Annotated in this window: 26 protein-coding genes, 1 tRNA gene, 3 pseudogenes and 1 other annotated feature; of the genes and pseudogenes, 14 read left to right on the forward strand and 16 right to left on the reverse strand. The window is 61.7% G+C overall.

What is annotated here, in order from left to right; all coding sequences use genetic code 11:
- The first annotated feature begins 19 nt into the window (after positions 1–19).
- Both KS03_RS26180 and KS03_RS26185 read left to right on the forward strand, forming a co-directional pair.
- Positions 20–1,066 (forward strand): IS481 family transposase, encoded by a 1,047-nt coding sequence (locus KS03_RS26180; RefSeq protein WP_015877383.1) that lies wholly within the window; start codon positions 20–22, stop codon positions 1,064–1,066.
- 77 nt (positions 1,067–1,143) lie between these two features.
- A complete protein-coding gene (locus tag KS03_RS26185; RefSeq protein ID WP_015875926.1) occupies positions 1,144–1,782 on the forward strand; it encodes a CDP-alcohol phosphatidyltransferase family protein in 639 nt (212 codons plus the stop codon).
- A 60-nt stretch (positions 1,783–1,842) separates the two neighbouring features.
- Here KS03_RS26185 and KS03_RS30555 read toward each other — a convergent pair whose 3' ends face one another.
- The 4 genes from KS03_RS30555 to KS03_RS31780 form a co-directional block, all read right to left on the reverse strand.
- Positions 1,843–2,790 (reverse strand): NAD-dependent epimerase/dehydratase family protein, encoded by a 948-nt coding sequence (locus KS03_RS30555; protein ID WP_015875927.1) that lies wholly within the window; start codon positions 2,788–2,790, stop codon positions 1,843–1,845.
- Positions 2,787–4,106 carry a vanadium-dependent haloperoxidase gene (locus KS03_RS26195; protein WP_015875928.1) on the reverse strand — a complete coding sequence of 440 codons (1,320 nt, stop codon included), beginning with the start codon at positions 4,104–4,106 and terminating at the stop codon, positions 2,787–2,789. The genes KS03_RS30555 and KS03_RS26195 overlap by 4 nt, the downstream gene beginning before the upstream one ends.
- 199 nt (positions 4,107–4,305) lie before the next feature.
- Entirely contained in the window at positions 4,306–5,094 is a 789-nt protein-coding gene (locus KS03_RS26200) for a thioesterase II family protein (protein WP_015875929.1), read from the reverse strand.
- Positions 5,095–5,142: 48 nt separating this feature from the next.
- Positions 5,143–6,027, reverse strand: coding sequence for a phytanoyl-CoA dioxygenase family protein (locus KS03_RS31780; protein ID WP_015875930.1), 885 nt, complete (start codon positions 6,025–6,027; stop codon positions 5,143–5,145).
- 331 nt (positions 6,028–6,358) lie between these two features.
- Between KS03_RS31780 and KS03_RS26205 the strand changes: the two genes are divergently transcribed.
- The 3 genes and pseudogenes from KS03_RS26205 to KS03_RS26215 form a co-directional block, all read left to right on the forward strand.
- Positions 6,359–7,351, forward strand: coding sequence for an IS5 family transposase (locus tag KS03_RS26205; RefSeq protein ID WP_015875913.1), 993 nt, complete (start codon positions 6,359–6,361; stop codon positions 7,349–7,351).
- A gap of 239 nt (positions 7,352–7,590) precedes the next feature.
- The gene (locus KS03_RS26210; RefSeq protein ID WP_045678915.1) at positions 7,591–8,589 is read left to right on the forward strand and encodes an IS481 family transposase; all 999 of its coding nucleotides are present in this window, start codon (positions 7,591–7,593) and stop codon (positions 8,587–8,589) included.
- A 78-nt stretch (positions 8,590–8,667) separates the two neighbouring features.
- A pseudogene (locus KS03_RS26215) lies at positions 8,668–8,961 on the forward strand (transposase); the annotation flags it as partial.
- A gap of 23 nt (positions 8,962–8,984) precedes the next feature.
- Here KS03_RS26215 and tnpC read toward each other — a convergent pair.
- Both tnpC and tnpB read right to left on the reverse strand, forming a co-directional pair.
- Positions 8,985–10,541 carry an IS66 family transposase gene (tnpC, locus tag KS03_RS26220; protein ID WP_012732752.1) on the reverse strand — a complete coding sequence of 519 codons (1,557 nt, stop codon included), beginning with the start codon at positions 10,539–10,541 and terminating at the stop codon, positions 8,985–8,987.
- A 31-nt stretch (positions 10,542–10,572) separates the two neighbouring features.
- Positions 10,573–10,944: an IS66 family insertion sequence element accessory protein TnpB gene (gene tnpB / locus KS03_RS26225; protein ID WP_127913951.1), complete on the reverse strand. Its 372-nt coding sequence runs from the start codon at positions 10,942–10,944 to the stop codon at positions 10,573–10,575.
- A gap of 74 nt (positions 10,945–11,018) precedes the next feature.
- Between tnpB and KS03_RS26230 the strand changes: the two genes are divergently transcribed.
- Entirely contained in the window at positions 11,019–12,065 is a 1,047-nt protein-coding gene (locus tag KS03_RS26230) for an IS481 family transposase (protein WP_015877383.1), read from the forward strand.
- Between the two features lie 55 nt (positions 12,066–12,120).
- On the opposite strand, the gene tnpA is transcribed toward KS03_RS26230, so the two are convergent.
- Complete coding sequence (gene tnpA / locus KS03_RS26235) at positions 12,121–12,597, reverse strand: IS66-like element accessory protein TnpA (RefSeq protein ID WP_012734051.1); 477 nt, start codon at positions 12,595–12,597, stop codon at positions 12,121–12,123.
- Positions 12,598–12,686: 89 nt separating this feature from the next.
- On the opposite strand from tnpA, the pseudogene KS03_RS26240 reads away from it, so the two are divergent.
- Positions 12,687–13,606: pseudogene (locus KS03_RS26240) on the forward strand (IS3-like element IS1417 family transposase); the annotation flags it as partial.
- Positions 13,607–13,740: 134 nt separating this feature from the next.
- Here the strand turns inward: KS03_RS26240 and KS03_RS26245 are convergent.
- Positions 13,741–14,912 (reverse strand): IS3 family transposase gene (locus tag KS03_RS26245; RefSeq protein ID WP_088499463.1). Its coding sequence is split into 2 segments (ribosomal slippage): positions 13,741–14,621 and positions 14,621–14,912, totalling 1,173 coding nucleotides; the frame shifts between segments, so codons are not numbered across the junction.
- Positions 14,515–14,631, reverse strand: a sequence feature (AL1L pseudoknot). (Overlaps the previous gene by 117 nt.)
- A gap of 494 nt (positions 14,913–15,406) precedes the next feature.
- Between KS03_RS26245 and KS03_RS30560 the strand changes: the two are divergent.
- Positions 15,407–15,792: pseudogene (locus tag KS03_RS30560) on the forward strand (transposase); the annotation flags it as partial.
- A gap of 169 nt (positions 15,793–15,961) precedes the next feature.
- Here the strand turns inward: KS03_RS30560 and KS03_RS26260 are convergent.
- The 6 genes from KS03_RS26260 to ssuD all read right to left on the reverse strand — a co-directional run bounded on the left by KS03_RS26260 (position 15,962) and on the right by ssuD (position 19,816).
- Positions 15,962–16,216: a hypothetical protein gene (locus KS03_RS26260; RefSeq protein WP_015875933.1), complete on the reverse strand. Its 255-nt coding sequence runs from the start codon at positions 16,214–16,216 to the stop codon at positions 15,962–15,964.
- Positions 16,217–16,251: 35 nt separating this feature from the next.
- Positions 16,252–16,449: a hypothetical protein gene (locus tag KS03_RS26265; RefSeq protein ID WP_015875934.1), complete on the reverse strand. Its 198-nt coding sequence runs from the start codon at positions 16,447–16,449 to the stop codon at positions 16,252–16,254.
- 128 nt (positions 16,450–16,577) lie between these two features.
- Positions 16,578–16,793, reverse strand: a complete 216-nt coding sequence (locus KS03_RS26270; RefSeq protein WP_013697841.1) for a TOBE domain-containing protein — start codon at positions 16,791–16,793, stop codon at positions 16,578–16,580.
- 43 nt (positions 16,794–16,836) lie between these two features.
- Positions 16,837–17,808, reverse strand: a complete 972-nt coding sequence (locus KS03_RS26275) for an ATP-binding cassette domain-containing protein (RefSeq protein WP_015875935.1) — start codon at positions 17,806–17,808, stop codon at positions 16,837–16,839.
- Entirely contained in the window at positions 17,805–18,641 is an 837-nt protein-coding gene (gene ssuC, locus KS03_RS26280) for an aliphatic sulfonate ABC transporter permease SsuC (RefSeq protein WP_015875936.1), read from the reverse strand. Before ssuC ends, KS03_RS26275 begins: the two co-directional genes overlap by 4 nt.
- Positions 18,642–18,655: 14 nt before the next feature.
- The gene (gene ssuD, locus KS03_RS26285; protein ID WP_015875937.1) at positions 18,656–19,816 is read right to left on the reverse strand and encodes an FMNH2-dependent alkanesulfonate monooxygenase; all 1,161 of its coding nucleotides are present in this window, start codon (positions 19,814–19,816) and stop codon (positions 18,656–18,658) included.
- A 363-nt stretch (positions 19,817–20,179) separates the two neighbouring features.
- Here ssuD and KS03_RS26290 point away from each other — a divergent pair, with 363 nt between their 5' ends.
- Complete coding sequence (locus tag KS03_RS26290) at positions 20,180–20,608, forward strand: hypothetical protein (RefSeq protein WP_017433726.1); 429 nt, start codon at positions 20,180–20,182, stop codon at positions 20,606–20,608.
- Between the two features lie 65 nt (positions 20,609–20,673).
- Here KS03_RS26290 and KS03_RS26295 read toward each other — a convergent pair whose 3' ends face one another.
- The gene (locus KS03_RS26295) at positions 20,674–21,006 is read right to left on the reverse strand and encodes a DMT family transporter (protein ID WP_371821562.1); all 333 of its coding nucleotides are present in this window, start codon (positions 21,004–21,006) and stop codon (positions 20,674–20,676) included.
- Positions 21,007–21,008: 2 nt separating this feature from the next.
- Positions 21,009–21,500, reverse strand: coding sequence for a heme-binding protein (locus KS03_RS26300; protein WP_015875940.1), 492 nt, complete (start codon positions 21,498–21,500; stop codon positions 21,009–21,011).
- A gap of 170 nt (positions 21,501–21,670) precedes the next feature.
- On the opposite strand from KS03_RS26300, the gene KS03_RS26305 reads away from it, so the two are divergent.
- From KS03_RS26305 to KS03_RS31790, 5 genes are all read left to right on the forward strand, one after another.
- Positions 21,671–21,747 (forward strand) — tRNA-Met (locus KS03_RS26305).
- 80 nt (positions 21,748–21,827) lie between these two features.
- The gene (locus KS03_RS26310; RefSeq protein WP_127913950.1) at positions 21,828–22,262 is read left to right on the forward strand and encodes a hypothetical protein; all 435 of its coding nucleotides are present in this window, start codon (positions 21,828–21,830) and stop codon (positions 22,260–22,262) included.
- The gene (locus tag KS03_RS31785) at positions 22,259–22,999 is read left to right on the forward strand and encodes a hypothetical protein (protein ID WP_127913949.1); all 741 of its coding nucleotides are present in this window, start codon (positions 22,259–22,261) and stop codon (positions 22,997–22,999) included. Before KS03_RS26310 ends, KS03_RS31785 begins: the two co-directional genes overlap by 4 nt.
- Positions 23,000–23,017: 18 nt before the next feature.
- Positions 23,018–23,260 (forward strand): site-specific integrase, encoded by a 243-nt coding sequence (locus KS03_RS26320; RefSeq protein ID WP_127913948.1) that lies wholly within the window; start codon positions 23,018–23,020, stop codon positions 23,258–23,260.
- A 158-nt stretch (positions 23,261–23,418) separates the two neighbouring features.
- On the forward strand, positions 23,419–23,793 hold the full coding sequence (locus tag KS03_RS31790; RefSeq protein WP_015875941.1) for a hypothetical protein: 375 nt from the start codon (positions 23,419–23,421) through the stop codon (positions 23,791–23,793).
- The last annotated feature ends 63 nt before the right edge of the window (positions 23,794–23,856 follow it).

Raw genomic sequence — 23,856 nt, forward strand, 5'->3', positions numbered from 1 at the left:
AGCGCCAAGGAGTAACCCCGTGAGTAGTCTCAACCAAAATGTCATCCGCCACAAGATCGGTCTGCTGAATCTGGCCGCCGAGCTGGGCAACGTGTCGAAAGCCTGCAAGGTGATGGGGCTGTCGCGCGATACGTTCTACCGCTATCAGAACGCCGTGGCCGAGGGCGGCGTCGATGCCCTGTTCGACAGCAATCGGCGCAAGCCGAATCCCAAGAATCGAGTCGATGAAGCGACGGAAATCGCCGTGCTGGCCTATGCCATCGAGCAGCCCGCCCACGGGCAGGTTCGGGTCAGCAACGAATTACGCCGGCGCGGCATTTTCGTGTCTGCATCCGGCGTTCGTTCGATCTGGCTGCGTCACGCGTTGTCGTCCTTCAAGCTGAGGCTCGTGGCGCTGGAGAAGCAGGTCGCTGAAAAAGGCATCGTGCTGAGCGAGGACCAGGTGGCCGCGCTGGAAAGAAAGCAGGACGACGATGTGGCTCATGGCGAAATCGAAACCGCTCATCCCGGCTATCTGGGCTCGCAGGACACGTTCTACGTGGGCACGATCAAGGGCGTAGGCCGGATTTACCAGCAGACCTTCGTCGACACCTACAGCAAAGTGGCGATGGCCAAGCTGTACACGACCAAGACGCCGATCACGGCGGCCGATCTGCTCAATGACCGGGTGTTGCCGTTCTTCGAGGAGCACGGCATGGGTGTGATCCGCATGCTGACCGATCGAGGCACGGAGTATTGCGGCAAGCCGGAATCGCACGATTATCAGCTGTACCTGGCGCTGAACGACATCGAGCACACCAAAACCAAGGCGCGACATCCGCAGACCAATGGCATCTGCGAGCGGTTCCATAAAACCATCCTGCAGGAGTTTTATCAGGTCGCGTTCCGCCACAAGCTCTATCTGACGCTGGCGGAACTGCAGGTCGATCTCGATACTTGGCTGATGTACTACAACGGCGAGCGAACGCATCAAGGTAAGATGTGTTGTGGTCGCACGCCTTTGCAGACGCTCATCGCGGGCAAGGAGGTGTGGAAGGAGAAAGTGAGCCACCTGAATCTGATCTGACAGTCACGCACCGTCGGAACGGGTAACTGTCAGATCGGGTCGCGACTTCTACAGATGACACCCAGCGAGGCACGCCAGTGAAAGTCTCCATCGTAAACCCCGCTAACCTGATTACCCTCACGAAGCTGCTGGGCGTGCCCATCTTGCTCGTGTCTCGCCCCGAGAAAGCCAGCGTCGCCTGCCTTGCGTTCATCGCACTCTTCTGGCTTTGCGATCTGCTTGACGGCGCCGTCGCCCGGAGATTCAACGTCTGCTCAAAGTTCGGCGCCGCTTTCGATCTAGCAACCGATCGTATAGCCGATCTGGCATGTGCTGCCGTCTCGCTCACGCATTGCACGGGGCTGACGGTCACTCTGGTGTTCGCATACTTGATCATCCGCTTCGGATTCGAGCCGCTCGTGCTCACGAGACTGGCCCGCCCCGCGCCGTTGGGATCCGAAATCGCGTGGTGGATACGGTGGCCGGCCAAGCTGCGAGAGCGTCTCATCGGGATCGCGCTCGAGGCGGTGTCGTTGGGCAAAGCCCTTTTCTTCGCACTCGCGCTGTTCGATCCCTTGCCTTCCGGTGTTCTCGACGAGGTCGCCATCAGCGTATCACGCATTTGGTTTGCAATGATTTGCGCTGGTTATCTTTGCCTTGTCATCGCCGTTCTTCGGCAACCGACCGATCGCGCGGCAACCCTGAGCACGACCAGTATTGCAGCGGACCCTAAATGAAACATGGAACGACGGCCTCGCAATTTAGCACGCGATAGCCGTCGCTCTCGGCATGTGGCCTCACAGTTCGCCGTTGTCGATCTTCACCATGTGTTCGCGATAGTAATCGATCGTTTCCTGCAGCCCATCGTCGAGCGGTGTTTGTGGGCAATAGCCGGTCAGTTCGCTTAATCTGGCATTGTTGGAACACAAGCGCGTACCGTCCACTTCGCCGCGGCGCATCGCTAGGTGCCTGACGTCGAGCTTCTTGCCGATGATCTCCTGAAGCAGGCTCACGGTGCTTTTGACGGAGATTTCTCGTCCGCTGCCGATTTCTAGTACTTGGCGATTGTAGGCCGGGAAGTTTCCCCACACATCCACGGCGATATCATCCGAATCGCCAATGGCACATCTGTCGAAATGATCGACAACGGCCATCGTGCCGTTGCAGAGGTCCTTCACATGTACAAGATCCATGGTAGCGGAGCCGGATCCGAATATTTCCACGGGCTCGCCCTTTAGAGCGTGGACGATCCAGGTCGGAATCGCTTTTTGCACACGCGAATACTTCTGGCGGGGACCGTACACGTTGAACGGCTTGATGATCGCAACCTTGAGTTGGAACTCGCGGACGTACATGAAACAGAACTTTTCGACGCAATCCTTAGTGATCGAATAGGGGTTGAGCCAAACATTCGGTTTCGAAATATTGACTAGCCGATTGCCGTACTGCCTGACTGAGTCGAGTACGTTTAGACTTCCAAGAATATTCTCGCGCGCAGTATCGGCGGCGTATCCTACCGTCTCGTGCGTACCCAGCACGCCACCCGCATGAATGACGAAATCGCTCTCGCGCACGTATTGATCAAGCATCGTGCGGTCCTGAAGATTGCCCCGGATATGTCGTCCACGGAATTCGTGAACCTGCGGATTCTTATCGAAGATAGTCACTCGGTCGCCGCGATCGACAAAAGCATCCACATAATGGGACCCAATGAAACCCGAACCGCCCGTTATCAGTATGTTCAAAGCGAGCCTCTCTTGTCAGTAAGGAGTGGGATAGCTTTCGTCGACAGCGCCCCGACTCGTCTGCCCATTTCCTCGCCGTCCTTGCAGGAAAACGTGAAATGAACGCCGGCGTAAACACGCGAGCGCGATACATCGTGTGAATAGGCGCGGAGCGATTCGATCCGAACGTCGTTCGGTACACTTTCGGAAAAAAACACCAGCGGCATGTCGCGATCGGCTCCAAGTTCAGCCTCTAACGCAGTAGCAACCGTCGCTGCCGTGATGCAATGCCAGCATGGATATTCGGGATGAATCGGCGTAGTGAGCAATGGCAACCAATCGGCCTGGCGGTTCGTTGCAGGATTGCCATCGCGATCCGCATTGCGTATGGCCGTGATGGGGCGCCATCTCGAGAAGTGCATTTTGGCATCTTCGGCGACAAGGTCGGCGTCATCGAGCGACATGCTAAGTACTGCATACATGTGGGCATTCTGTACCGCCGAGCGGCTTCCGATCGAAGCGATCTGGCGCAAAACGGGCATGAGATCGATACGATTCCAGAACAGCGCTTCGTTCGTCTGGGCAGGCGTGCGCATCTGGCTGTCCTTGGCGCCGAGCGCTGCCACCTCGTTCAGGTCCTCGGCATATCGGGCACTGGTGAGGTCAGGGGGGCCGCTAGGTCGGAGTTGCTCGCGCGAAGACAGAAACCACGGCGACAACACCAACTGAAACGGCTCGATGACGGGCAGCGTCGTCGGCACCCACGTACCGGCGAGCGTATAAGGACGATACAATTCGATCGGAACCTGCAGGTTCCGTCCCCCCAGGCGAAGCGAGGCCTTTGCGGCGCTGGCGCCGATCGCTACACCCTTGGCCTTTGCTGCGCCATCCGCTATCGCATCCAACTCCCGGCCATAGATGCGATCTAGGTCACTGCGCTGATCCGGATAAAGACTGACAAGCACTTCGTGCGCAGCCGTGAGGACTGCCGCGTCGCCCGACGCTTCACCGTCCGCTAGCGTAACGCCTGCATATGACCTGTAACGATGATCGACGGCATTCAGCGCCTCGAACATCGCAAGCGTCGTCCAACTCAGTGCGCGAGTCGTCGCAACCGACGGTGTCGCCCCGCCCGCCAATGATTTTTGGGTGAATGTCTTGGCACGCTCGGCCCATTCCACAATGGAGAGTGTAAGTTGGTGGTCCGACCACTCCAGCGCACGCGGCGCAGGTTCGGCGGCCGCGTGCGCTGGCACTGTCGGACCGATGAGTAACCACGCACCTAATCCAGCAGAGATCGACTTTCTAAAGAATTGAAGTAAGTTCGATTGCGACATGACCCTCTCTCTATTGGAGTTGAGATGGCTGCTACGCTCGGTTATTCAGCCCTGGATTGTCGTTCCGAAGCATCCGGCTTGCTTCGCACAAGCGCTGCTGCCGGCCGCTCTTTGCGCCCGGCTCGCGAGCGAAGGTGTGCGGTTAAAGCTCGTTGGCATGCACTCCTGTCGCGACGATCGTGACCGACAGTGGTGTTTTCTACCGCACGCCGCCGACCAGGGTCTGTCGAATTAGCGACTTCAGTAATTTGTCTGGGTCGCTCGCCACCATGGGGAAGTTGATTGCGAAATGCTGCCAGACAACAGCTGTCTCGTTCCTCCAGTCTTCGAAAGCGGCCGGTGCGGCATGAAAGTCTCTCGAATTCGCGATGGTGGTGATTGGGCAGCCTATGCGATCATGCGAGGACGACTCATAGGTTTCGCACAATTCGTAATCGGCGCGGATCTGCGGCAGGAAAAATTCCATGGCCTCGCTATTCGAGGCAATTGCCGGATCGAGCAGGCCTTTTTCGACGATCTCGCGTTGCAGGTCCTCATCGGAAAATCGATAGACACCACGGCCACTGCCAACGCGGGGACTCTTCATGCCTGTTGCAAACAGGTGCGTAGGCACGAGCTGATGCTCGCTTGCCAGCGCGCGCGCGGTAGCCAGCGCTATCAGTCCGCCACTGCACTCTCCGTAGATCGCGAAAGGTACGTCGGCAATTCTTGCGATGACCCTTGCGATTTGCGAAGCGAGGTACAGCATATCGGTTACGAACGGTTCCTTGAAACGGGTTCCGCGGCCAGGCAAATCGATTCCACAGACTTCAATGTCGGGCAAAAAAAGGCTGGGCCACCGTGCAAATAGTGAAGAAGTGCCGCCCGCGTGCGGAATACAGAACACGCGGCCAATTGGGACTGCAGTTGGATCGAGAAGATTGGGGGCTAGCCATCGGAGGTCGTGCCGGCTTTCTCTTTCGGTCTCGGAATCAGGGGGAAATGGCAAGGCATGCCTCCGCGTAATTCGATGTTGATCCGGAAGTCATCAGGGCACTCAGAAGTGTAGCGAAAATTCCTGTTCACCGATAGGAAGAGAATCGTCTGAATCCAACAAAAAAGAAAGAAAATTGTCTACTTTGGGTCGCAGCGTTCTAGAAAAACCGGAAATAATCTTCTTGTCGAGTTTCGCACGCCCGTCCACGAATCGCATGACAACAGCCTTGCGATTCGCGAGCGTGGGTGACAGCAGGGGGGAGGTTCGATGCCAAACATTGCGGGAGAAGATCAACGCATCCCCTGGAGCAAAGTCCTGCTCGAGCTTCCGTGCCTCTAGAACCAGAAGGTCAAATGGTCCCACCCATGGATCCCCGTCCGTTCCGAATTGCTTGGCGAGCGCACGCGCCAGTGCCAAGTCGGGCTCGCCCTCGCCTAACATACGAAAAAGAAAGCTCCATTGCTGGACGCGACTATAGGCACTGAATACGTTTTCAGGCACCCACGCCAGCCCCCCGCCCTCTTCTCGTTCCCTGATGTTTGTAAGGGGAATCCAGAGCGTGTAGGCCGGTACCTCAGGGCCGATGAAGCAAAAGCTACGGCGTCCGAAGTGCCAAGGCTCTCCATTCATTCCTGGAGCGAGTTCGAAAGAAACGAGGTTGGTGATCACCTGCTCCTTCCCGATGAGCCGACCAAGAAGAGAACTGAAGTTGCTGGTCTGGCACAGCGTTTGCACGATTGCCGCCGGAGCGCCATCACCGTATGCAAGCCGCCGAAACCTTCGCCTACGCTCCTGATCAGGCGGTACGGTCAAATTGGACGCTGCCTCATCCAAGGCACTCAGAGCCGTGGGAGTAAAAAGCTGCCTAAGAACCAAAGCTCCCTCGGTTCGCATTTGATTAACATGTTCTTCCGTAAGATCGAAGGGATGGAGCAGCGAGCTCATTCAAAACCTCCATAATCTGCATGCGGCATGCCCCTAGGCAGGGAGACATACTAGTGTAGATGAGCTAATTATGTTTGGATACAATTTTTCACTGATACACGGGCACCCCCGGTTTTTTAACATCTCGTCTACTGACATCGACTGGCAGTGTATCAGCCAAAATCTGTTCGCCGGAACTCTTACAAATCGAAAGTATTATTGCTCGCGAGCGTGCTTTCCCCACGCGAAGCGTTTTATACGCTAGGGAAACACTGATTAATCCGGCTCGGTGGTCATCGCTGACGCAGCCGAGGACGTTGTAGAAGATAGTTCACGGAACGAGCCCACGACGATGAAACGGCAAATGAGCTTTGCGGAAGCGGAAAGCGCGGGCAAGAAGCGCATGACCCGGCGTCAGCGTTTCCTGGACGAGATGGAGAAGCTCGTGCCGTGGTCGCGACTGCTGACGGCAATCGAGCCGTACTACCCGAAAGGAACACTCGGCCGCCCGCCGATCGGTCTGGAGCGGATGCTTCGAATCTACTTCCTGCAGCAGTGGTACAGCCTGTCGGACGAAGGGCTGGAGGATGCGCTGTACGACAGCATCGCGATGCGGGCCTTCGCCGGGATTGATCTGGCCGTGGAGAACGTGCCGGATGCGACCGCGCTGCTGAAGTTCCGGCGCCTGCTTCTCGAACATGACCTGACGCGCAAGCTGTTCGACGAGATTGGCATATCGCTGTGCGAACGCGGGCTGATGATGAAGGAAGGCACGCTGGTCGACGCGACGATCATCGAAGCGCCGCCGTCGACCAAGAACGCCGAGAAGCGCCGCGATCCGGACATGCATCAAACGAAGAAAGGCAACGCGTGGCACTTCGGCATGAAGGCCCACATCGGCGTCGATGCCGATTCGGGGCTGGTTCACAGCGTGGTTGGCACTTCCGCCAACGTGTCGGATGTTTCGCAAGCGCACGCGCTGTTGCATGATCACGAGCAAGAAGCGCTCGGCGACGCGGGCTATATCGGCGTAGACAAGCGCAATGAAATGAAGGGCCGGTCGGTGAAGTGGCGCGTGGCGGCCAAGCGCGGAAAGATCAAGGCGATGCAGGATGGTGCGCTGAAGGATCTGATGATCGCGCTTGAGCGAACCAAGGCGCAAATCCGCGCGCGGGTCGAGCATCCGTTCCATGTTGTCAAAAACCTGTTCGGCCATTGCAAGGTGCGCTGCAAGGGACTAGCGAAGAACACGGCGCAACTGTTCAGCCTGTTCGCCTTGGCGAACTTGGTGATTGCGCAAAACCGGTTTCGGTCGGTTCACGGGAGTAGTCCGTCACGTGTATGAAAAACGCAGGAAATGAGGCGCTTTCCCGGGTCAAACTTCCCCGAATTCGCTGCGCTTCACTTCGGCATCCGGAGTTTGCGCGTCAGCATCGCCGACAAGCTCGCGCGTTGGCCTATTAATCAGTTGTAGAAGTTCAGACTTGATCTGACAGTAAGGCCTTACCAAGAGGCGGGGTTACCCGTTTTGATAGAGGTGCGAATCTTCATCAAAACAGCGCGCAAGCGCCAAGGAGTAACCCCGTGAGTAGTCTCAACCAAAATGTCATCCGCCACAAGATCGGTCTGCTGAATCTGGCCACCGAGCTCGGGAACGTGTCGAAGGCCTGCAAGGTGATGGGGCTGTCGCGCGATACGTTCTACCGCTATCAGAACGCCGTGGCCGAGGGCGGCGTCGATGCCCTGTTCGACAGCAATCGGCGCAAGCCGAATCCCAAGAATCGAGTCGATGAAGCGACGGAAATCGCCGTGCTGGCCTATGCCATCGAGCAGCCCGCCCACGGGCAGGTTCGGGTCAGCAACGAATTACGCCGGCGCGGCATTTTCGTGTCTGCATCCGGCGTTCGTTCGATCTGGCTGCGTCACGCGTTGTCGTCCTTCAAGCTGAGGCTCGTGGCGCTGGAGAAGCAGGTCGCTGAAAAAGGCATCGTGCTGAGCGAGGACCAGGTGGCCGCGCTGGAAAGAAAGCAGGACGACGATGTGGCTCATGGCGAAATCGAAACCGCTCATCCCGGCTATCTGGGCTCGCAGGACACGTTCTACGTGGGCACGATCAAGGGCGTAGGCCGGATTTACCAGCAGACCTTCGTCGACACCTACAGCAAAGTGGCGATGGCCAAGCTGTACACGACCAAGACACCGATCACGGCGGCCGATCTGCTCAATGACCGGGTGTTGCCGTTCTTCGAGGAGCACGGCATGGGTGTGATCCGCATGCTGACCGATCGAGGCACGGAGTATTGCGGCAAGCCGGAATCGCACGATTATCAGCTGTACCTGGCGCTGAACGACATCGAGCACACCAAAACCAAGGCGCGACATCCGCAGACCAATGGCATCTGCGAGCGGTTCCATAAAACCATCCTGCAGGAGTTTTATCAGGTCGCGTTCCGCCACAAGCTCTATCTGACGCTGGCGGAACTGCAGGTCGATCTCGATACTTGGCTGATGTACTACAACGGCGAGCGAACGCATCAAGGTAAGATGTGTTGTGGTCGCACGCCTTTTGGAGCAGCCCCCTGAAACACCGGACACAGTCACCCACTTACAATAACGGGTAGGCATAAGACCGTGTTTTTGACTCACACCAGGCAGGAAGTGATGGACGTGTTGACGGGCCCGGAGCGTCGGCGGCGCTGGACGGCAGAGCAAAAGCTGGCGATGGTTCGCGAGAGTTTCGAGCCGGGGAAATCGGTTTCGATGGTAGCGCGCCAGCACGGCGTGAATCCGAACCAGCTCTTTCACTGGCGCAAGCTTTACCAGGATGGAAGCCTGTCGGCGGTCAAGGCTGGCGAGGAAGTGGTTCCGGCCTCGGAGCTGGCCGACGCGCTCAAACAGATTCGCGAGCTGCAGCGCATGCTCGGCAAGAAGACGATGGAGAACGAGATTCTTCGTACGCGGTCTTTTAACGACGCCCCTCAGCGGTTGAGGCCAGCAGACATTCTCCAAGGCATGAGATCGGCGTAGTCGTCGGCGGTTGCAGCGAGCGGCAACCTGGTGAACAGCCAGACCAGATAGCGATACGGCTCGATGCCGTTCGCCTTGCACGTCTCGACGAGGGAGTACAGGTTGGCACTGGCCTGCGCACCGGCGACCGTATCAGAGAACAGCCAGCCCTTGCGGCCGACGACGAACGGCCTTATCGCGTTCTCGCACAGGTTGTTCGAGATCGGCCAGTTGCCGTTCTCGACGTAGCGGACCAGCTTGGGCCACTGTCCGTTCATGTACTGCAATGCCTTGCCGAGCAAACTCGACGGCACGACGCCCGGCAGATGCTCGATTAGCATGCGCTCGATGATGACGAGCACGCGGGCGCTGTACCGGGCGCGCAGCCGTCGCCGACGTTCAGACTCCCACTTCGCGCTGCGCGCCTCGGCCGCGAACAGCTTGCCGATCAGTGCCACGAAGCGTGTGGCCAGCAGATCCGGTGAGCGTGCCGCCTTCGGCACCGACTCCTCGGCCTTGATGAAGCCGCGGCGCACGTGTGCCCAGCATCCGAGATGCACGAGCTGGTGATCGTGGGCGATGCCGTTATAGAGCTCGTAGCCATCCGTCATCAGCGCAGTGCCGGGCTGTACACCGGCATACAGCTTCTGCGCATGTTGAGCACCGCGCCCGGGCGAGTAGGAGAACATCCGCACGGACGGCCCCGAGCCGTTGACCTGCGCCCACAGGTAACTCTTCGTCTGCGGCCTTCGTCCTGGTTCCTTCAGCACCTGGAACGTGGTTTCGTCGCCGTAGATCAAGTTCGATTCGAGCAGCGCGTCGCGCATCAGGTTGATCACCGGCTGCGTGGCCAGACCTACCCGCACCACGCTGGCGGCCAGCGTATTCGACGAGATGTCACCGCCGAAGCGACGCAGCAGTGTGGCCTGACGATACAGCGGCATGCCGTACTGATACTTGCCGGTGATGATCCACGCCAGCGCGGATTCCGTGAGCAGCCCGCGCGGAATGATGCGCGTCGGCGCCAGCGTGACCTTGATGCCGAGATCGCAGCATGGGCACGCGTACTTGACCCGCTGGTGCTGAACGACGCGCACTTGCTCGGGAATCACGTCGAGCTGTTCGCTCGTTTCCACGCCGATCTCGACGAGGGCCTGGCCGTCATGGGCGCAGAACCGTTCGGACTCGGGCAGCTCGTGCCGCACGACCTCGCGCGGCAGATTCGGATCGAGTGGTTTGCGCCCGCGCTTGCCTCGCGTGTGGGCCGCGACCGATGTACCGGGCATATCCTCGCGCGCGGGCGCGTCGGCAGTCGTCGCCAGCGCCTCGGCTTCGTTGAACAGGCCGAGCTGGTCGGCATGGCGCGCCTCGCTCGAGGCGCCGAACAGTTCGTGCTTGTAGGCCCGCAGTTTCTCTTCGGCCAGATCGCGCTGAGCCGTCACGAGCCGAAGCTCACCGCGCAGCGCATCGCGTTCGGCGAGCAGTGCCTGGTATTGCTCAACACTCGGCATGACGGGGCTGTTCGGCATGGCCAATTAGACCACGCCACCTGCGTGGTGTTCAGCTCATCCGCGCGTAATATCGCTGGGGATGCTTCTGGATCACGGCCAGGTCGATGCCGTCGAGCAGCCAGTGCAACTGCTCGGTGCTGATCGTGATCGTGTCGCCACCGTTCGGCCAGACGAAGCGGTCGGCTTCGAGTCGCTTGAGCAGTAACCAGAAACCGTTGCCGCCCCAGCCGAGGATCTTGACTCGATCACGACGGCGGTTGCCGAAGACGAACAGCGCCGAGGTCATTGAGTTCAGGCGCATCGCCTGTTCGACCAGGATCGACAGCCCGTTGATGCCCATGCGGAAGTCGACCGGATCGCGATGCAGGTAGACCTTCAGCTGTAGAAGTTCAGACTTGATCTGACAGTAAGGCCTTGCCAAGAGGCGGGGTTACCCGTTTTGATAGAGGTGCGAATCTTCATCAAAACAGCGCGCAAGCGCCAAGGAGTAACCCCGTGAGTAGTCTCAACCAAAATGTCATCCGCCACAAGATCGGTCTGCTGAATCTGGCCGCCGAGCTGGGCAACGTGTCGAAAGCCTGCAAGGTGATGGGGCTGTCGCGCGATACGTTCTACCGCTATCAGAACGCCGTGGCCGAGGGCGGCGTCGATGCCCTGTTCGACAGCAATCGGCGCAAGCCGAATCCCAAGAATCGAGTCGATGAAGCGACGGAAATCGCCGTGCTGGCCTATGCCATCGAGCAGCCCGCCCACGGGCAGGTTCGGGTCAGCAACGAATTACGCCGGCGCGGCATTTTCGTGTCTGCATCCGGCGTTCGTTCGATCTGGCTGCGTCACGCGTTGTCGTCCTTCAAGCTGAGGCTCGTGGCGCTGGAGAAGCAGGTCGCTGAAAAAGGCATCGTGCTGAGCGAGGACCAGGTGGCCGCGCTGGAAAGAAAGCAGGACGACGATGTGGCTCATGGCGAAATCGAAACCGCTCATCCCGGCTATCTGGGCTCGCAGGACACGTTCTACGTGGGCACGATCAAGGGCGTAGGCCGGATTTACCAGCAGACCTTCGTCGACACCTACAGCAAAGTGGCGATGGCCAAGCTGTACACGACCAAGACGCCGATCACGGCGGCCGATCTGCTCAATGACCGGGTGTTGCCGTTCTTCGAGGAGCACGGCATGGGTGTGATCCGCATGCTGACCGATCGAGGCACGGAGTATTGCGGCAAGCCGGAATCGCACGATTATCAGCTGTACCTGGCGCTGAACGACATCGAGCACACCAAAACCAAGGCGCGACATCCGCAGACCAATGGCATCTGCGAGCGGTTCCATAAAACCATCCTGCAGGAGTTTTATCAGGTCGCGTTCCGCCACAAGCTCTATCTGACGCTGGCGGAACTGCAGGTCGATCTCGATACTTGGCTGATGTACTACAACGGCGAGCGAACGCATCAAGGTAAGATGTGTTGTGGTCGCACGCCTTTGCAGACGCTCATCGCGGGCAAGGAGGTGTGGAAGGAGAAAGTGAGCCACCTGAATCTGATCTGACAGTCACGCACCGTCGGAACGGGTAACTGTCAGATCGGGTCGCGACTTCTACACTTCAGCCCTTCGTCGAACCGGAACACGGCAGCCTCCCGAGCATCTGGACGAGCATCGTCAGTTCATCGAAGTTCGCCTGGCTCAGCTCCAAGGAAACGCCGTTTGGTAAGTGCACCTTCAGCGAGGACACCGCAGCCGATTTAGCCGGAGTGGGGGCAGCCGCAGAGGTGACGACCTGCATGAAGGCTGATTCCTCAGGCACGGAAGCCGTCGACAACTCGACGCGAGCCTCTCGTGACGGCTCCGCCGCGGAGCTGGCTATCTCGCCCGCGGCTTGTTCGCGCTGATACTTGGAAATCCACGTCCGAACGAGGTTCGGATTGATGTCGTGCTCCATGGCCGTCCGCGCGATCGACACCCCTGGCTTCAGACACGCCTGTATCAACTCGCGCTTCGCATCCTCGTCGTACTTGCGCCGTCCGTCTCGCTTGCGATCGGCCACCAACCGGCTCTGCAAACCTCCGTGTTGCTCGTTCATGCACACCTGTCCACGCTCATTGAACATGGACACGTAGCCTCGGTGAATCAGCCTCGTCGTGCAATGGCGTCCTTCAAAGAGCGCTTACGATTCTTCGCGAGGCTGTCGAATACGGCCGGGCAAAAAAATGGATAGCGCACTCGCCATCGTTGCCGGAGGACAGCCAGTGAAACTGGTCTGCGAAGTCCTCGGCGTGTCGCGCTCGAACGTATCGGCACGCAGGTCACGCGAGGCGACTTGGCGCGACGCACGGCAGTCCAGAGCGACCCACGATGCACCAGTCGTCGAAGCCATTCAGCGGGTGATCAGCGAGCTGCCCAGCTACGGCTATCGACGCGTATGGGGAGCGTTGCGCCGCGAGCGCATTGCAGCGGGACAGGCACCGCTGAACGCCAAGCGCATTTACCGCGTAATGCGCATGCATGGCCTGCTGATGCAACGCAGAGCGACACCGGTTCGGCCGCAGCGCCGTCACGATGGCAAGGTTGCGGTGGAGCGCAGCAATCAACGGTGGTGTTCCGACGGCTTCGAGTTTCGCTGCGACAACGGCGAGCCGTTGCGCGTGACGTTCGCACTCGACTGCTGCGACCGCGAAGCGATGAGCTGGGCGGCCACGACGGCCGGCCATAGCGGCGACATCGTGCGCGACGTGATGCTGGCTGCGGTGGAAAGCCGGTTTGGGGATGTGCTGCATACCGAGTCCGAAATCGAGTGGCTGAGCGACAACGGCTCGGGCTATACGGCCGAGGAGACGCGTCAGTTTGCGGCGCTGCTCGGCCTGAAGCCGTTGACCACGCCGGTGTGCAGCCCGCAGAGCAACGGCATGGCGGAAAGCTTCGTGAAGACCATGAAGCGCGATTACGTCGCTATCATGCCGAAGCCGGACGCAGCGACCGCGGCCAGGAATCTGGCCATCGCATTCGAGCACTACAACGAAAAGCATCCCCATAGCGCGTTGAAGTACCGCTCGCCTCGCGAGTTTCGACGTTCGACGGATTCAGCAACCTAAGTGGGTGCCGTGTCCTGAGTTACGGGGGCAACTCCACCTTTGCAAACGCTCATCGCGGGCAAGGAGGTGTGGAAGGAGAAAGTGAGCCACCTGAATCTGATCTGACAGTCACGCACCGTCGGAACGGGTAACTGTCAGATCGGGTCGCGACTTCTACACATCAGCCGATGATGGTTGTACCAGGCGACCCATTCCAGCGTTGCCAGTTCGACGGATTCCCTCGTTTTCCAAGGGGCGCGCCGATGAATCAGTTCAGTCTTGTAGAGACCGTTGATCGTTTCAGCCAGCGCGTTATCGTAGCTGTCGCCACGGCTGCCGACGGACGGCTCGATACCCGCCTCGGCCAAACGTTCGCTGTACCGAATGCTGACGTATTGAGCCCCCCTATCGGAGTGGTGTATCAAGGTCCCATCGTCGCCCGGTTGGCGCGCGTACAGCGCCTGTTCGAGCGCATCCAGAACGAAGTCCGTGCTCATCGACGAACTGACGCGCCAACCGACGATGCGACGGGCAAACACGTCGATCACGAACGCCACGTACAGCCAACCCTGCCATGTCGAGACATAGGTGAAGTCAGACACCCAAAGCTGATTTGGGCGCTCAGCCTTGAACTGCCGGTTGACCCGGTCCAGCGGGCGCGCAGCGCTCGTATCGGGATTCGTCGTGCGAACCCGCTTGCCGCGAACTGCGCCACGCAAGCCCTGCAGCTTCATCAGCCGCCCGACCGTGCAGCGTGCGACCACAATGCCCTCCCGGTTCATCTGCTTCCAGACCTTCGGCACACCGTAGACCTGCATGTTGGCCTGCCAGACACGCTTGATCTCGGGTTGCAGGACCTCATCGCGTTTGGCACGAGCGCAGCGTTTGGACGGATCACGAAGCCGCGCAGCATGGCGTCGGTAGCCCGACGGGGCAATCCGCAAGACCTTGCAGATCGGCTCGACCCCGAAGGTGTCGCGATGCTGATCAACGAAGGCTTTCAGGACTTGAATCGGCGGTCGAGCTCCGCCTGGGCGAAAAACGCGCTCGCCAGCTTGAGAATCTCGTTGGTACGGCGCAGTTCCTTGACCTCACGCTCCAGGGCCTTGATGCGTTCACGCTCGGCCGTGCTCACGCCATCACGTTCCCCACGATCGATCTCCTCGCGCTTGACCCAATCCAGCAGCGTCTGCGGCGTACAGCCGATCATCGGCGCAATCGATTCGACCGCCGCCCACATCGACGGATGTTCGCTACGCTGCTCACGTACCAGACGCACTGCGCGCTCCCGGACTTCCGGGGAAAACTTGGTTGCCTTCTTGTTCATGGCTCCATTCTCTCAAGAATCCGAGCCTCCACAAAATTCGGTGCGGTTCAGGCGCCTCCTGGCCGATCCCAGACAGTCGATCCGCCCTGGATTTTGGGGGGCGATCTATCGTCCCTGCCCCTTTCGCTCACCAAAACCGCTTGCTAAATCGCGGCGTTCATATACGAGCACATCGCATCATGCAGAAAAGCAAATATCATCTGCCCGTCCGTCTCACTACGCCATAAAACTCAATACATTATGAGAGATTCCTCATGCTTTGCATGAGAAGGCAATGGGCTGGGAGGCATCGTTCGACGGATATCTGGGACAGTTGGGCAGCGCAATTGGATACGAAGGCCGTCTCACGAGCCTGTTGGGCTATTGTCGGCGGCTGGTCGGCTGGTGCTCAAGACTGCGCGCAAAAGCGTCGGGCCGCGGCCTGAACTGCCCGAGGAATTGCTGGACCCGCTGGTGGAGGGGTCGATGACGCCATTCGCGTCCTCGCGAGGTAAGCGCGTGGCATGAGTATGCGCGACGGCACCGAAGTGTCACTCGACTTCATCGGCTCGGTCACCGACGAGGTGGTGGCCGAGGCGTTGATCTGGCAGAGCCGTTCGCTCTAGCCAATGTATCCGGCGGTGTTTTTCGACGCGCTGCGGATCAAGATTCGCGATGACGGCGTGGTCCGCAACCAGGCCGTGTCTTGGGCCTTGGGCATCCAGGCCGCCGACGGCTGGCGCGACGTACCGGGCCTCTGGACGAGCAGACCAAGGGCGCCAGGTTCTGGCGCAGGATATTCAACGAACCGAAGGTGCGCGGCTGCCGAATCATCCCGACCGCCGCGGTCGACGCCCTGAAGGGACCAACCGAGGCGGTCGACGCTGCCTGTTCGGAGACACGACAAGATCGAGAAAGACCGGCAGCGCGCTCAGGCCGATCTGCTCAGCTTCACTAGCCCGACTGTTCCAGCGGCCCGGATCGCTCGTCCGCTCGCGGCGCGAGCCTCGCCTGCCAGGCTGGCGACAACACCGGGGTCCGCCAGCGGACCCCGGCTCGCCTATGCAGCGTCAAGCCGCCCGCGCGCCGCCCAACTCGCGATCGACGGCCGCGCGCGCCAGTGCCAGTACCTGATCGACGACGCGCCGCTCGCTGAGCCAGACGCCGTCCACATGCACGAGCCGCCAGCCGATCAGCTCGGCGTCACCCTGCAGCACACGGTAGTGCGCCTTCTCGCCGATCCAGACCTGCTCCGTGCGCACTTCGAGCCGGTAGCCCTTGTACAGCTCGACGAAATCGCCGAGATCACGCCCTGTGGTTTCCATATTCGTCCTCCCGAGTCGCGTCCGATCGTTGCCGATCAGTCGAATTGTTCCGACAAATACGCCCGCCCGTCGTCGGTCAGGTCGACGAGCCCGGCGCCGCTTGGGTAAACATAACCGTCATTGAGCAAACCGTCGACAAGGGGCGCGAACTGCGCAGGCAGGGGGCGAAGGCCGCCGAACCGGTCGAGCCATTTCAGCGCGTCGATCGCGTCGGGACTGAGTACGGGAAACATGGATCGTCTCCGTCAAGAGGGAGCTTCGATCCTAGCATTCCAAAATGAAAATGCAGACAGGACGCGCATCGGGCAAGAAGGCCGCGCGGCCGCCCCAGGAGCGGCGGCGCAAGCCATCCGCCGCGGGCTCAGAGCCGCGCGATCGACACCTCGGTCGATTTCACGAGCGCCACCACTTCGGCGCCGACCTTCAGTTCCAGTTCGTCCACGGAGCGTGTCGTGATGACCGAGGTGACGATGCCGAACGGCGTGTCCACGTCGACTTCGGACACCACCGGCCCGCGGATGATTTCCTTGACCTTGCCCTTGAACTGGTTGCGTACGTTGATGGCGATGATGCTCACGGGAATTCGCTCCGAAAAGTTCAGTCAGACGGGCCAGGCGGCGTCATACCGCCCAGCGGATACGGGTGGCGGGCGCGGCGGGTTCGAACGCGTCGGGCGCGTCGAGCACCGGCCCGCCCTTGAGCACGCGGCGCAGCACACGGTCCTCGAGCGCGGCGAAAGAGGCCGAAGCGCGCGCACGCGGCCGGTCGAGCGGCACCGGCTGATCGAGCGCGATCTTGCCCGCCTCGATCAGCAGAATGCGGTCGCCGAGCGCCACGGCTTCCTGCACGTCGTGCGTGACGAGCAGCGCCGTGAAGCGATGCTCGCGCCACAGCCGCTCGATCAGCGCATGCATCTCGATGCGCGTGAGCGCGTCGAGTGCGCCGAGCGGCTCGTCGAGCAGCAGCAACTGCGGGCGATGCACGAGCGCGCGTGCCAGTGCCACGCGCTGGCGCTGGCCGCCGGACAGTTGCGCGGGCCAGTCGTTGGCGCGTTCGAGCAGGCCGACCTCGTCGAGCACGGCGCGGGCGTCGTCGCGCGCGCGCCGGCCCAGGCCGAGCATGACGTTCTGCAGCACCGTCTTCCACGGCAACAGCCGCGCGTCCTGGTACATGATTCGCGTGTCGAGCGCGACGCCGGTTTCGGTGCGCTTGACGAGCGTGCCGGCCGTCGGTTCTTCGAGTTCGGCGATCAAGCGCAGCAGCGTGGACTTGCCGCAGCCGCTGCGGCCGACGATCGCGACGAAGCTGCCGCGCTCGATCGACAGGTTGAAATCGCTGAGCACGGTGCGCTCGCCGTACTGCTTGCCGACGCCGCGCAATTCGATCGAATGGTCGGCGCCGCGCAGGCTTGCGCCGCCGGCCGCGCCGTGAGCGCGGCGGCGCGCGAGCGGCACCACATGGGCGCCGGCGTCGCGCTCTTGCACGGCGGCATCCTGCCGATGCGCATCGGCGGTCCGCGACTGCGCGAGTTCGGCTTCGAGATCGGCGCCCGCGATCAGGCCGCCAGTCGGAATCAGCGTGGTCGCGCTCATGCTTTCGCCCCTGGTTGATACGCGGGGTGCCAGCGCAGCGTCGTGCGTTCGAGCCACTTCGCGAGCACGTCGGCCAGCTTGCCGAGGATCGCGTACAGCAGGATGCCGACCACCACCACGTCGGTTTGCAGGAACTCGCGCGCGTTCATCGTCATGTAGCCGATGCCGGACTGCGCGGAGATCGTTTCCGCCACGATCAGCATCACCCACGTCAGGCCGAGCGCGAAGCGCACGCCGACCAGGATCGACGGCAGCGCGCCGGGCAGGATCACGTCGCGATAGAGCGCCAAGCCCTTCACGCCGTAGCTCCTCGCCATCTCGATCAGGTTCGCGTCGACCGAGCGAATGCCATGGTAGGTGTTGATGTAGATCGGGAAGAACACGCCGAGCGAGACGAGGAACAGCTTGGCCTTCTCGTCGATCCCGAACCAGAGGATCACGAGCGGGATCATCGCCAGCGCGGGAATGTTGCGAATCATCTGGATCGTCGAATCGAGCGCGACCTCGGCCGCCTTCGACAGCCCGGTCGCCAGGCCGAGCGCGAGGCCCACGCCGCCGCCCAGCGCGAAGCCGAGCAGCGCGCGCCAGGTGCTGACCTTGACGTTGGCCCACATCTCGCCCGATTCGATCAGCGACCACGCGGCGCGCAGCACGGCGAGCGGCTCGGGCAGCACGCGCGTGGACAGCGCGCCGGTGCGCGCGGCCAGCTCCCAGGCTGCCACCAGCGCGATCGGCACGAGCCACGGCGCGATCGCGCGCCAGGCGCGCCGCAGGGCGCCGCCCGCCACGCCGCGGCGAGCGCCCCGCGCGCTCTGGAGTGTCGGAATTGTCATCGTCGCGCCTCCGCTCAGCTCTGGCTCGCCTGCGGCACGTAGTGATTGCCGATCACCTCGCCGAACGGCCCCGACAGCGGGCCGGTCCGGCGCCGGCTGCCCTCGCCCTTGTTGATCAGCGGGAACACCAGTTCGGCGAAGCGATACGATTCCTCGAGATGCGGATAACCGGACAGGATGAAGGTCTCGACGCCGAGCGACGCGTATTCGCGCATCCGTTCGGCCACCTGCCTGGCGCTACCCACGAGCGCGGTGCCGGCGCCGCCGCGCACGAGCCCCACGCCCGCCCACAGGTTCGGATAGACTTCGAGCTCCTGGCGCGAGCCGCGCTTGCCGCCGTGCAGCGCGGCCATGCGGCGCTGCCCCTCCGAGTCCATCTTCGCGAACGACTCCTGGGCGCGCTTGATCGTCGCGTCATCGAGCCGGCTGATCAGGCGGTCCGCATCGGCCCACGCCTCCTCTTCCGTCTCGCGCACGATCACGTGCAGGCGAATGCCGAACTTGATCTGGCGGCCTCGTGCCTCGGCGCGCGCGCGAATGTCGGCGATCTTCCTGGCGACCGCCTCGGGCGGCTCGCCCCAGGTCAGATAGGTGTCGATATGGTCGGCCGCGATCGCATGCGCGGCCGGCGACGAGCCGCCGAACCAGAGCGGCGGATGAGGATGCTGAACCGGCGGATAGAGCAGCTTGCCGCCTTTCGATTGCAGGTGCCTGCCGTCGAAATCGATGCTGGCGCCGTCGTGCGATTTCGCCAGCAGCTCGCGCCAGATGTGCAGGAATTCGTCGGTGATTGCATAGCGCGTGTCGTGATCGACGAACACGCCGTCGCCTTCGAGTTCGGTCGCGTCGCCACCCGTCACGACGTTGATCAGCAGGCGCCCTTGCGAGAGCCGGTCGAAAGTCGCGGCCATGCGTGCCGCCAGGCCCGGCGACGACAGCCCCGGCCGCACCGCGACCAGGAACTTCAGCCGCCTGGTGGCGGGAATCAGGCTCGAGGCCACCACCCAGGCATCCTCGCAGGAACGGCCGGTGGGCAGCAGCACGCCTTCGTAGCCGAGCGTGTCGGCGGCCACCGCGACCTGCCGGAAATAATCATAATCGGCCGCGCGCGCGCCGTCGGAGGTGCCGAGGTAGCGGCTGTCGCCGTGCGTCGGAATAAACCAGAACACATTCATCTGCTGCTCCTGCCTGACTGTTCTTGCGAAATTCGGGCAAAGCGATTCCCCCGACGCGCACGGGGGCGCATCGAACGAGAAACGTCTGCCGGGAATGGGGCTCGCCGGATCGGTCCGCGCGGCGGGCGAGCTCGCGATCGCGCGGGGGACGGCAAGGCCGTCTCTGGGAAATCAGTCTAGGGAGGGGGGCATCGTTTAGGAACGATTTTTTTCAACTTAGGTTTTCCGCTTTCGTGATTTGCGCGCTGCTGCAGCGAATATCGCGACGGACGATCGAACCGCGGCGCGCGCCCCTATAATGGCGATCCCGAACCGACCCGCCCGTGAAATCGGCCGATTGCCGCGCCCATCACGCTCTTTCCGATGCAGAAAGTCATCCTGCCGTTCCTGTCCGGCTTCCTCGCCGCCCTGTTCTTCCGCGAAGCGACACTCGCGCTGCTGCACGCGGCGGGGCTGATCGAGACGGCCGGCTTCTCGGTCGCGCCGTTCGCGCCGCTCGGCATGCCGGAATTCATCGTCAACGCGCTCGTCAGCGCATGCTGGGCGATCCTCATGGCATGGCTGCTGCGCGTGGCACCCGAGCGGCGCGCACCGTGGGTGCAGGCGCTGGTGTTCGGCGGCCTGGTGCCGACGGCCGCGCGCGTGTTCGTGATCGATCCGCTGCGCGGCATCTGGCCGGCCGGCAACATGCTCTCGCCGCTCGCGGTGGGCTTCGCCGCGAACGCGGTCTGGGGCTGGGGCGCGCTCGTGTTCATGCGCGCGTTCATGTCCGACGACGATTACGACGACTGAGGACGGCGCCCGGGCCGCTTGCGGGGCGAATCGGCCGCGCGCCTGCAACGGCGCACCGTCACGACTCAGTGCGCCTGCATCTTCGAGAACAGATTGAGCACGGCGACGCCCGCGATGATCAGGCCGAGCCCGATCACGGCCGGCCAGTCCGGCACTTGCCGATACAGCACGATCGCCACCAGCGTAATCAGCACGATGCCGGCACCCGACCAGATCGCGTAGACGATCCCGACCGGCAGGCTCTTCAAGGTCAGCGACAAGCCGTAGAACGCGATGCCATAGCCGACCACCACGATCAGGGTTGGCATCAGCCGCGTGAATCCTTCGGACGCGCGCAGCGCGGACGTGCCGATCACCTCGGCAACGATCGCGATCGCGAGCCAGGCATAGGCGGGCAGCTTCATCGTGCGGGCTCCCCGGCAAGCACGAGTGCCGCGCAGGCACGACCGGGTTGCCCGCTGAGCGCTTCCGCCATCGGCTCGCGAGCGGCGCGCTGCGGCAGGCGCGATACCGTGACGGCGCCGCCCCCGCCCGCGACGGCGGGGCAAAACGCGCCGCCGTGCCCGGCGGCCGGCAGCGCCTGCCTCGCGGCGCGCCTGGAGCCGGCCCGCTCGAGGCGCAGGCCGATCGCATACGAGCTGCGCCGACAATGCGCGACCGTGTTGCGCCTGCGCCCGATCCGGGCGAGCTCGTCCGGCCTCTGGCCGGCGAGCGCCGCAAGGAAGCGCGGCGGGCCAAAGATGCCGAGGTCGATCGCCACGGCGTGGCCGCGCGCCACCGCCACCTCGCGCGACCGCAGGCCGAGCGCCCGGGCGCGGCCGGTATCGACGCGCGGGAACACGGGCGGATATGCCTGAGCGAGGATCGACGGCAGATCGTGAGCGAGGTCCATGAAGATCGTCGAAGCGGATGAAGCGGCCCACAAAGCCGGGGTTCGAGCCGCGGGCGCCCGCGGCGGGAAGATTCTAGCCCAGCGGTGCCTCGCCCGACGCTCCTGGCCGGATCGAATAAAACGCTTGCGCACCGTCCGGGTACACCCTATAATTTAACTCTTCTAACGGACGCGGGGTGGAGCAGTCTGGCAGCTCGTCGGGCTCATAACCCGAAGGTCGTAGGTTCAAATCCTACCCCCGCAACCAAGTTTCAAGCGAAGCCCTGATTTCACGACGAAATCGGGGCTTTTTGCTATCCGGGCGGTGCTACACATGGAGCTACACCCGTGGCCCTCACGCACCCGCAACCCAACCCGCCTGCTCCGGGCGCGGCGTATGCTCGTACCGGGTTTCCTCGGCTCTACGTGTCCCGCCACGGCGTTTTCTACTGGCGTGAGCGCAACCGCTGGCGCAGCCTGCGCACCAAGGATCCGCGCGAGGCCTCGATCTTTGCGATGGAACGCAACCTCTACCTGGCTCGCCAGCACCAGAACCGCATGAGCGTCGATCCCAACTCCCCAAAACGTCCCCCGCTCGATCCAGATGCCTATCAGCGCTTCGAGATCGATCTGCGTCGTGGGATCTTCAAAACGAACGGTACGCCAGAGGACGCCCAGGCGCTGCGCGAAACGCTCGAACTGGTGCGCAACCTGCCGCCCCATCTGCTGGAATCGCCGACGACGCGGAAGCGATCCTGCGGGCGGCGATCGACGAGGCCATGAGCGAGCGGCAGCAGGAGGCGCAGGCCGCCCAGGCCGGCCCGATGCTGTCGCAGGTCGTGGAGATGTGGCTGACCGAGCGGACTTTGCAGAACGCCCCGCGCACGGTCACCGCCAAGCGCCTCCACCTCGAAGACTTCCGACGCCGTGTTGCCCCTGGCGACGTTCGGATCAACGCGCTGGTGAAATCTGTGCTCGTGGGCTTCAAGGCGGCGCTGCTGGCCGACGGCCAGACGGGAAAAACGGTGGACAACAAGCTGTTGACCCCGCACGACCTGTTCAAATACGCCCTGGCAAACGGGCACTACACCGCGTCGCATGAGAACCCCGTGGCCGGCCTGTTCGTGCTGTCGAAGACGGAACGGATCAAGCAGGCCGACCCGTACCAGCCGTTCACCCTAGACGATCTGCGGGCGATCTTCAAGCCGCTGGCGTTCACGGCGTGGGCGGATGCGCCCGATCTGTGGTTTGCCACCTCTGGTGGCCCTGTTCACGGGTATGCGGATCAGCGAGGCCACGGCGATGAAGGTCGCCGACGTCAAGCAAACGGAGGACGGCGTGCATTGCATCAGCATCCCGGCGAGCAAGACCGTGGCGGGCATCCGCAACGTGCCGGTGTGCGATTCACTCGTCCGGCTGGGTTTCCTGCGCTACGTCGACGAGGTGCGAGCGGCCGGCCAGGAACGGCTCTACCCTCACCGCCGCTTGATCAACGGGGCGTATGCCAAGCGGTTGAGTGAGCGTTTTCTCGGGAGCCCTTGACGAACCTAGGTATTTTGGACGCTCGGAAGTCGTTCCACTCGTTCCGCGTCAACGTGATCACGGCGCTGGCGAACGGCGGTACCAACACGGCGCAGACGTTCAAGATCACGTGCCACAAGGATCGAACGGACGCGGACACGCACCTGGGGTACGTCCGTGACCTGCCGGATTTGAAGGCCGTGGTGGAGCGCTGCGCTGGCCGATCGACCTGGACGCTCTGGCATACGACGGCCGGTTGACAGGCTTCCTGGCTGCCCGACGGTGGGAAGGCGAGCGCTGCCGGTGGACGACGTGAAGTGACGCCCGTCAGCCCCCGCAGTTAGGTCGCAAAGTGCGTTAGAGGCAATATTAGATATTGTAGAATTTGCGCCACTCCATATCGAAAGGATTAAGTAAAATGCTTTTAAATGATTATGGATTTACCCAATCTGAGTGGGATAACGCCAAACATGAAGCCAAAAACATCTTGGCCGCTCGCGCTAAAATGCGCGGTTCGATTCCCTATTCCGACCTTGTTGCACAAATAAGGTCCGTGCGACTTGGCGCTCACGATCAACGCCTCTTCCAGTTGCTTAGGGAAATATCGGAGGATGAAGACGCTGCTGGCCGGGGCATGTTGAGTGTCATCGTTGTTCACAAACATGGAGATATGCAACCCGGGCCCGGCTTTTTTGATCTAGCAAACCAACTTGGCCGTGATACTTCCGACATTATGAAGTGCTGGATCGAAGAGCTGAAAAAAGTTCACGCCTACTGGTATTTTAAGGCTTAACGAATTTCGCACCGTTATTACACATGCCCGGGCGTGGCGCAAGAACTGGCGCGCGCCCGTTTT

Origin of the sequence: Burkholderia glumae LMG 2196 = ATCC 33617, from assembly GCF_000960995.1 — a bacterium.
Lineage (GTDB): Bacteria > Pseudomonadota > Gammaproteobacteria > Burkholderiales > Burkholderiaceae > Burkholderia > Burkholderia glumae.

Bases quoted from the DNA above. Each gene is read 5' to 3' on its own strand.
- KS03_RS26260 (WP_015875933.1), bottom strand. From the start codon at position 16,216: ATGGAAACCACAGGGCGTGATCTCGGCGATTTCGTCGAGCTGTACAAG.
- ssuD (WP_015875937.1), bottom strand. From the start codon at position 19,816: ATGAATGTGTTCTGGTTTATTCCGACGCACGGCGACAGCCGCTACCTC.
- tnpC (WP_012732752.1), bottom strand. From the start codon at position 10,541: ATGCCGAACAGCCCCGTCATGCCGAGTGTTGAGCAATACCAGGCACTG.
- KS03_RS31780 (WP_015875930.1), bottom strand. From the start codon at position 6,027: ATGAGCTCGCTGCTCCATCCCTTCGATCTTACGGAAGAACATGTTAAT.
- KS03_RS31790 (WP_015875941.1), top strand. From the start codon at position 23,419: ATGCTTTTAAATGATTATGGATTTACCCAATCTGAGTGGGATAACGCC.
- KS03_RS26300 (WP_015875940.1), bottom strand. From the start codon at position 21,500: ATGGACCTCGCTCACGATCTGCCGTCGATCCTCGCTCAGGCATATCCG.
- KS03_RS26265 (WP_015875934.1), bottom strand. From the start codon at position 16,449: ATGTTTCCCGTACTCAGTCCCGACGCGATCGACGCGCTGAAATGGCTC.
- tnpA (WP_012734051.1), bottom strand. From the start codon at position 12,597: ATGAACGAGCAACACGGAGGTTTGCAGAGCCGGTTGGTGGCCGATCGC.
- KS03_RS31785 (WP_127913949.1), top strand. From the start codon at position 22,259: ATGAGCGAGCGGCAGCAGGAGGCGCAGGCCGCCCAGGCCGGCCCGATG.
- KS03_RS26195 (WP_015875928.1), bottom strand. From the start codon at position 4,106: ATGTCGCAATCGAACTTACTTCAATTCTTTAGAAAGTCGATCTCTGCT.
- KS03_RS26290 (WP_017433726.1), top strand. From the start codon at position 20,180: ATGCAGAAAGTCATCCTGCCGTTCCTGTCCGGCTTCCTCGCCGCCCTG.
- KS03_RS26205 (WP_015875913.1), top strand. From the start codon at position 6,359: ATGAAACGGCAAATGAGCTTTGCGGAAGCGGAAAGCGCGGGCAAGAAG.
- ssuC (WP_015875936.1), bottom strand. From the start codon at position 18,641: ATGACAATTCCGACACTCCAGAGCGCGCGGGGCGCTCGCCGCGGCGTG.
- KS03_RS26275 (WP_015875935.1), bottom strand. From the start codon at position 17,808: ATGAGCGCGACCACGCTGATTCCGACTGGCGGCCTGATCGCGGGCGCC.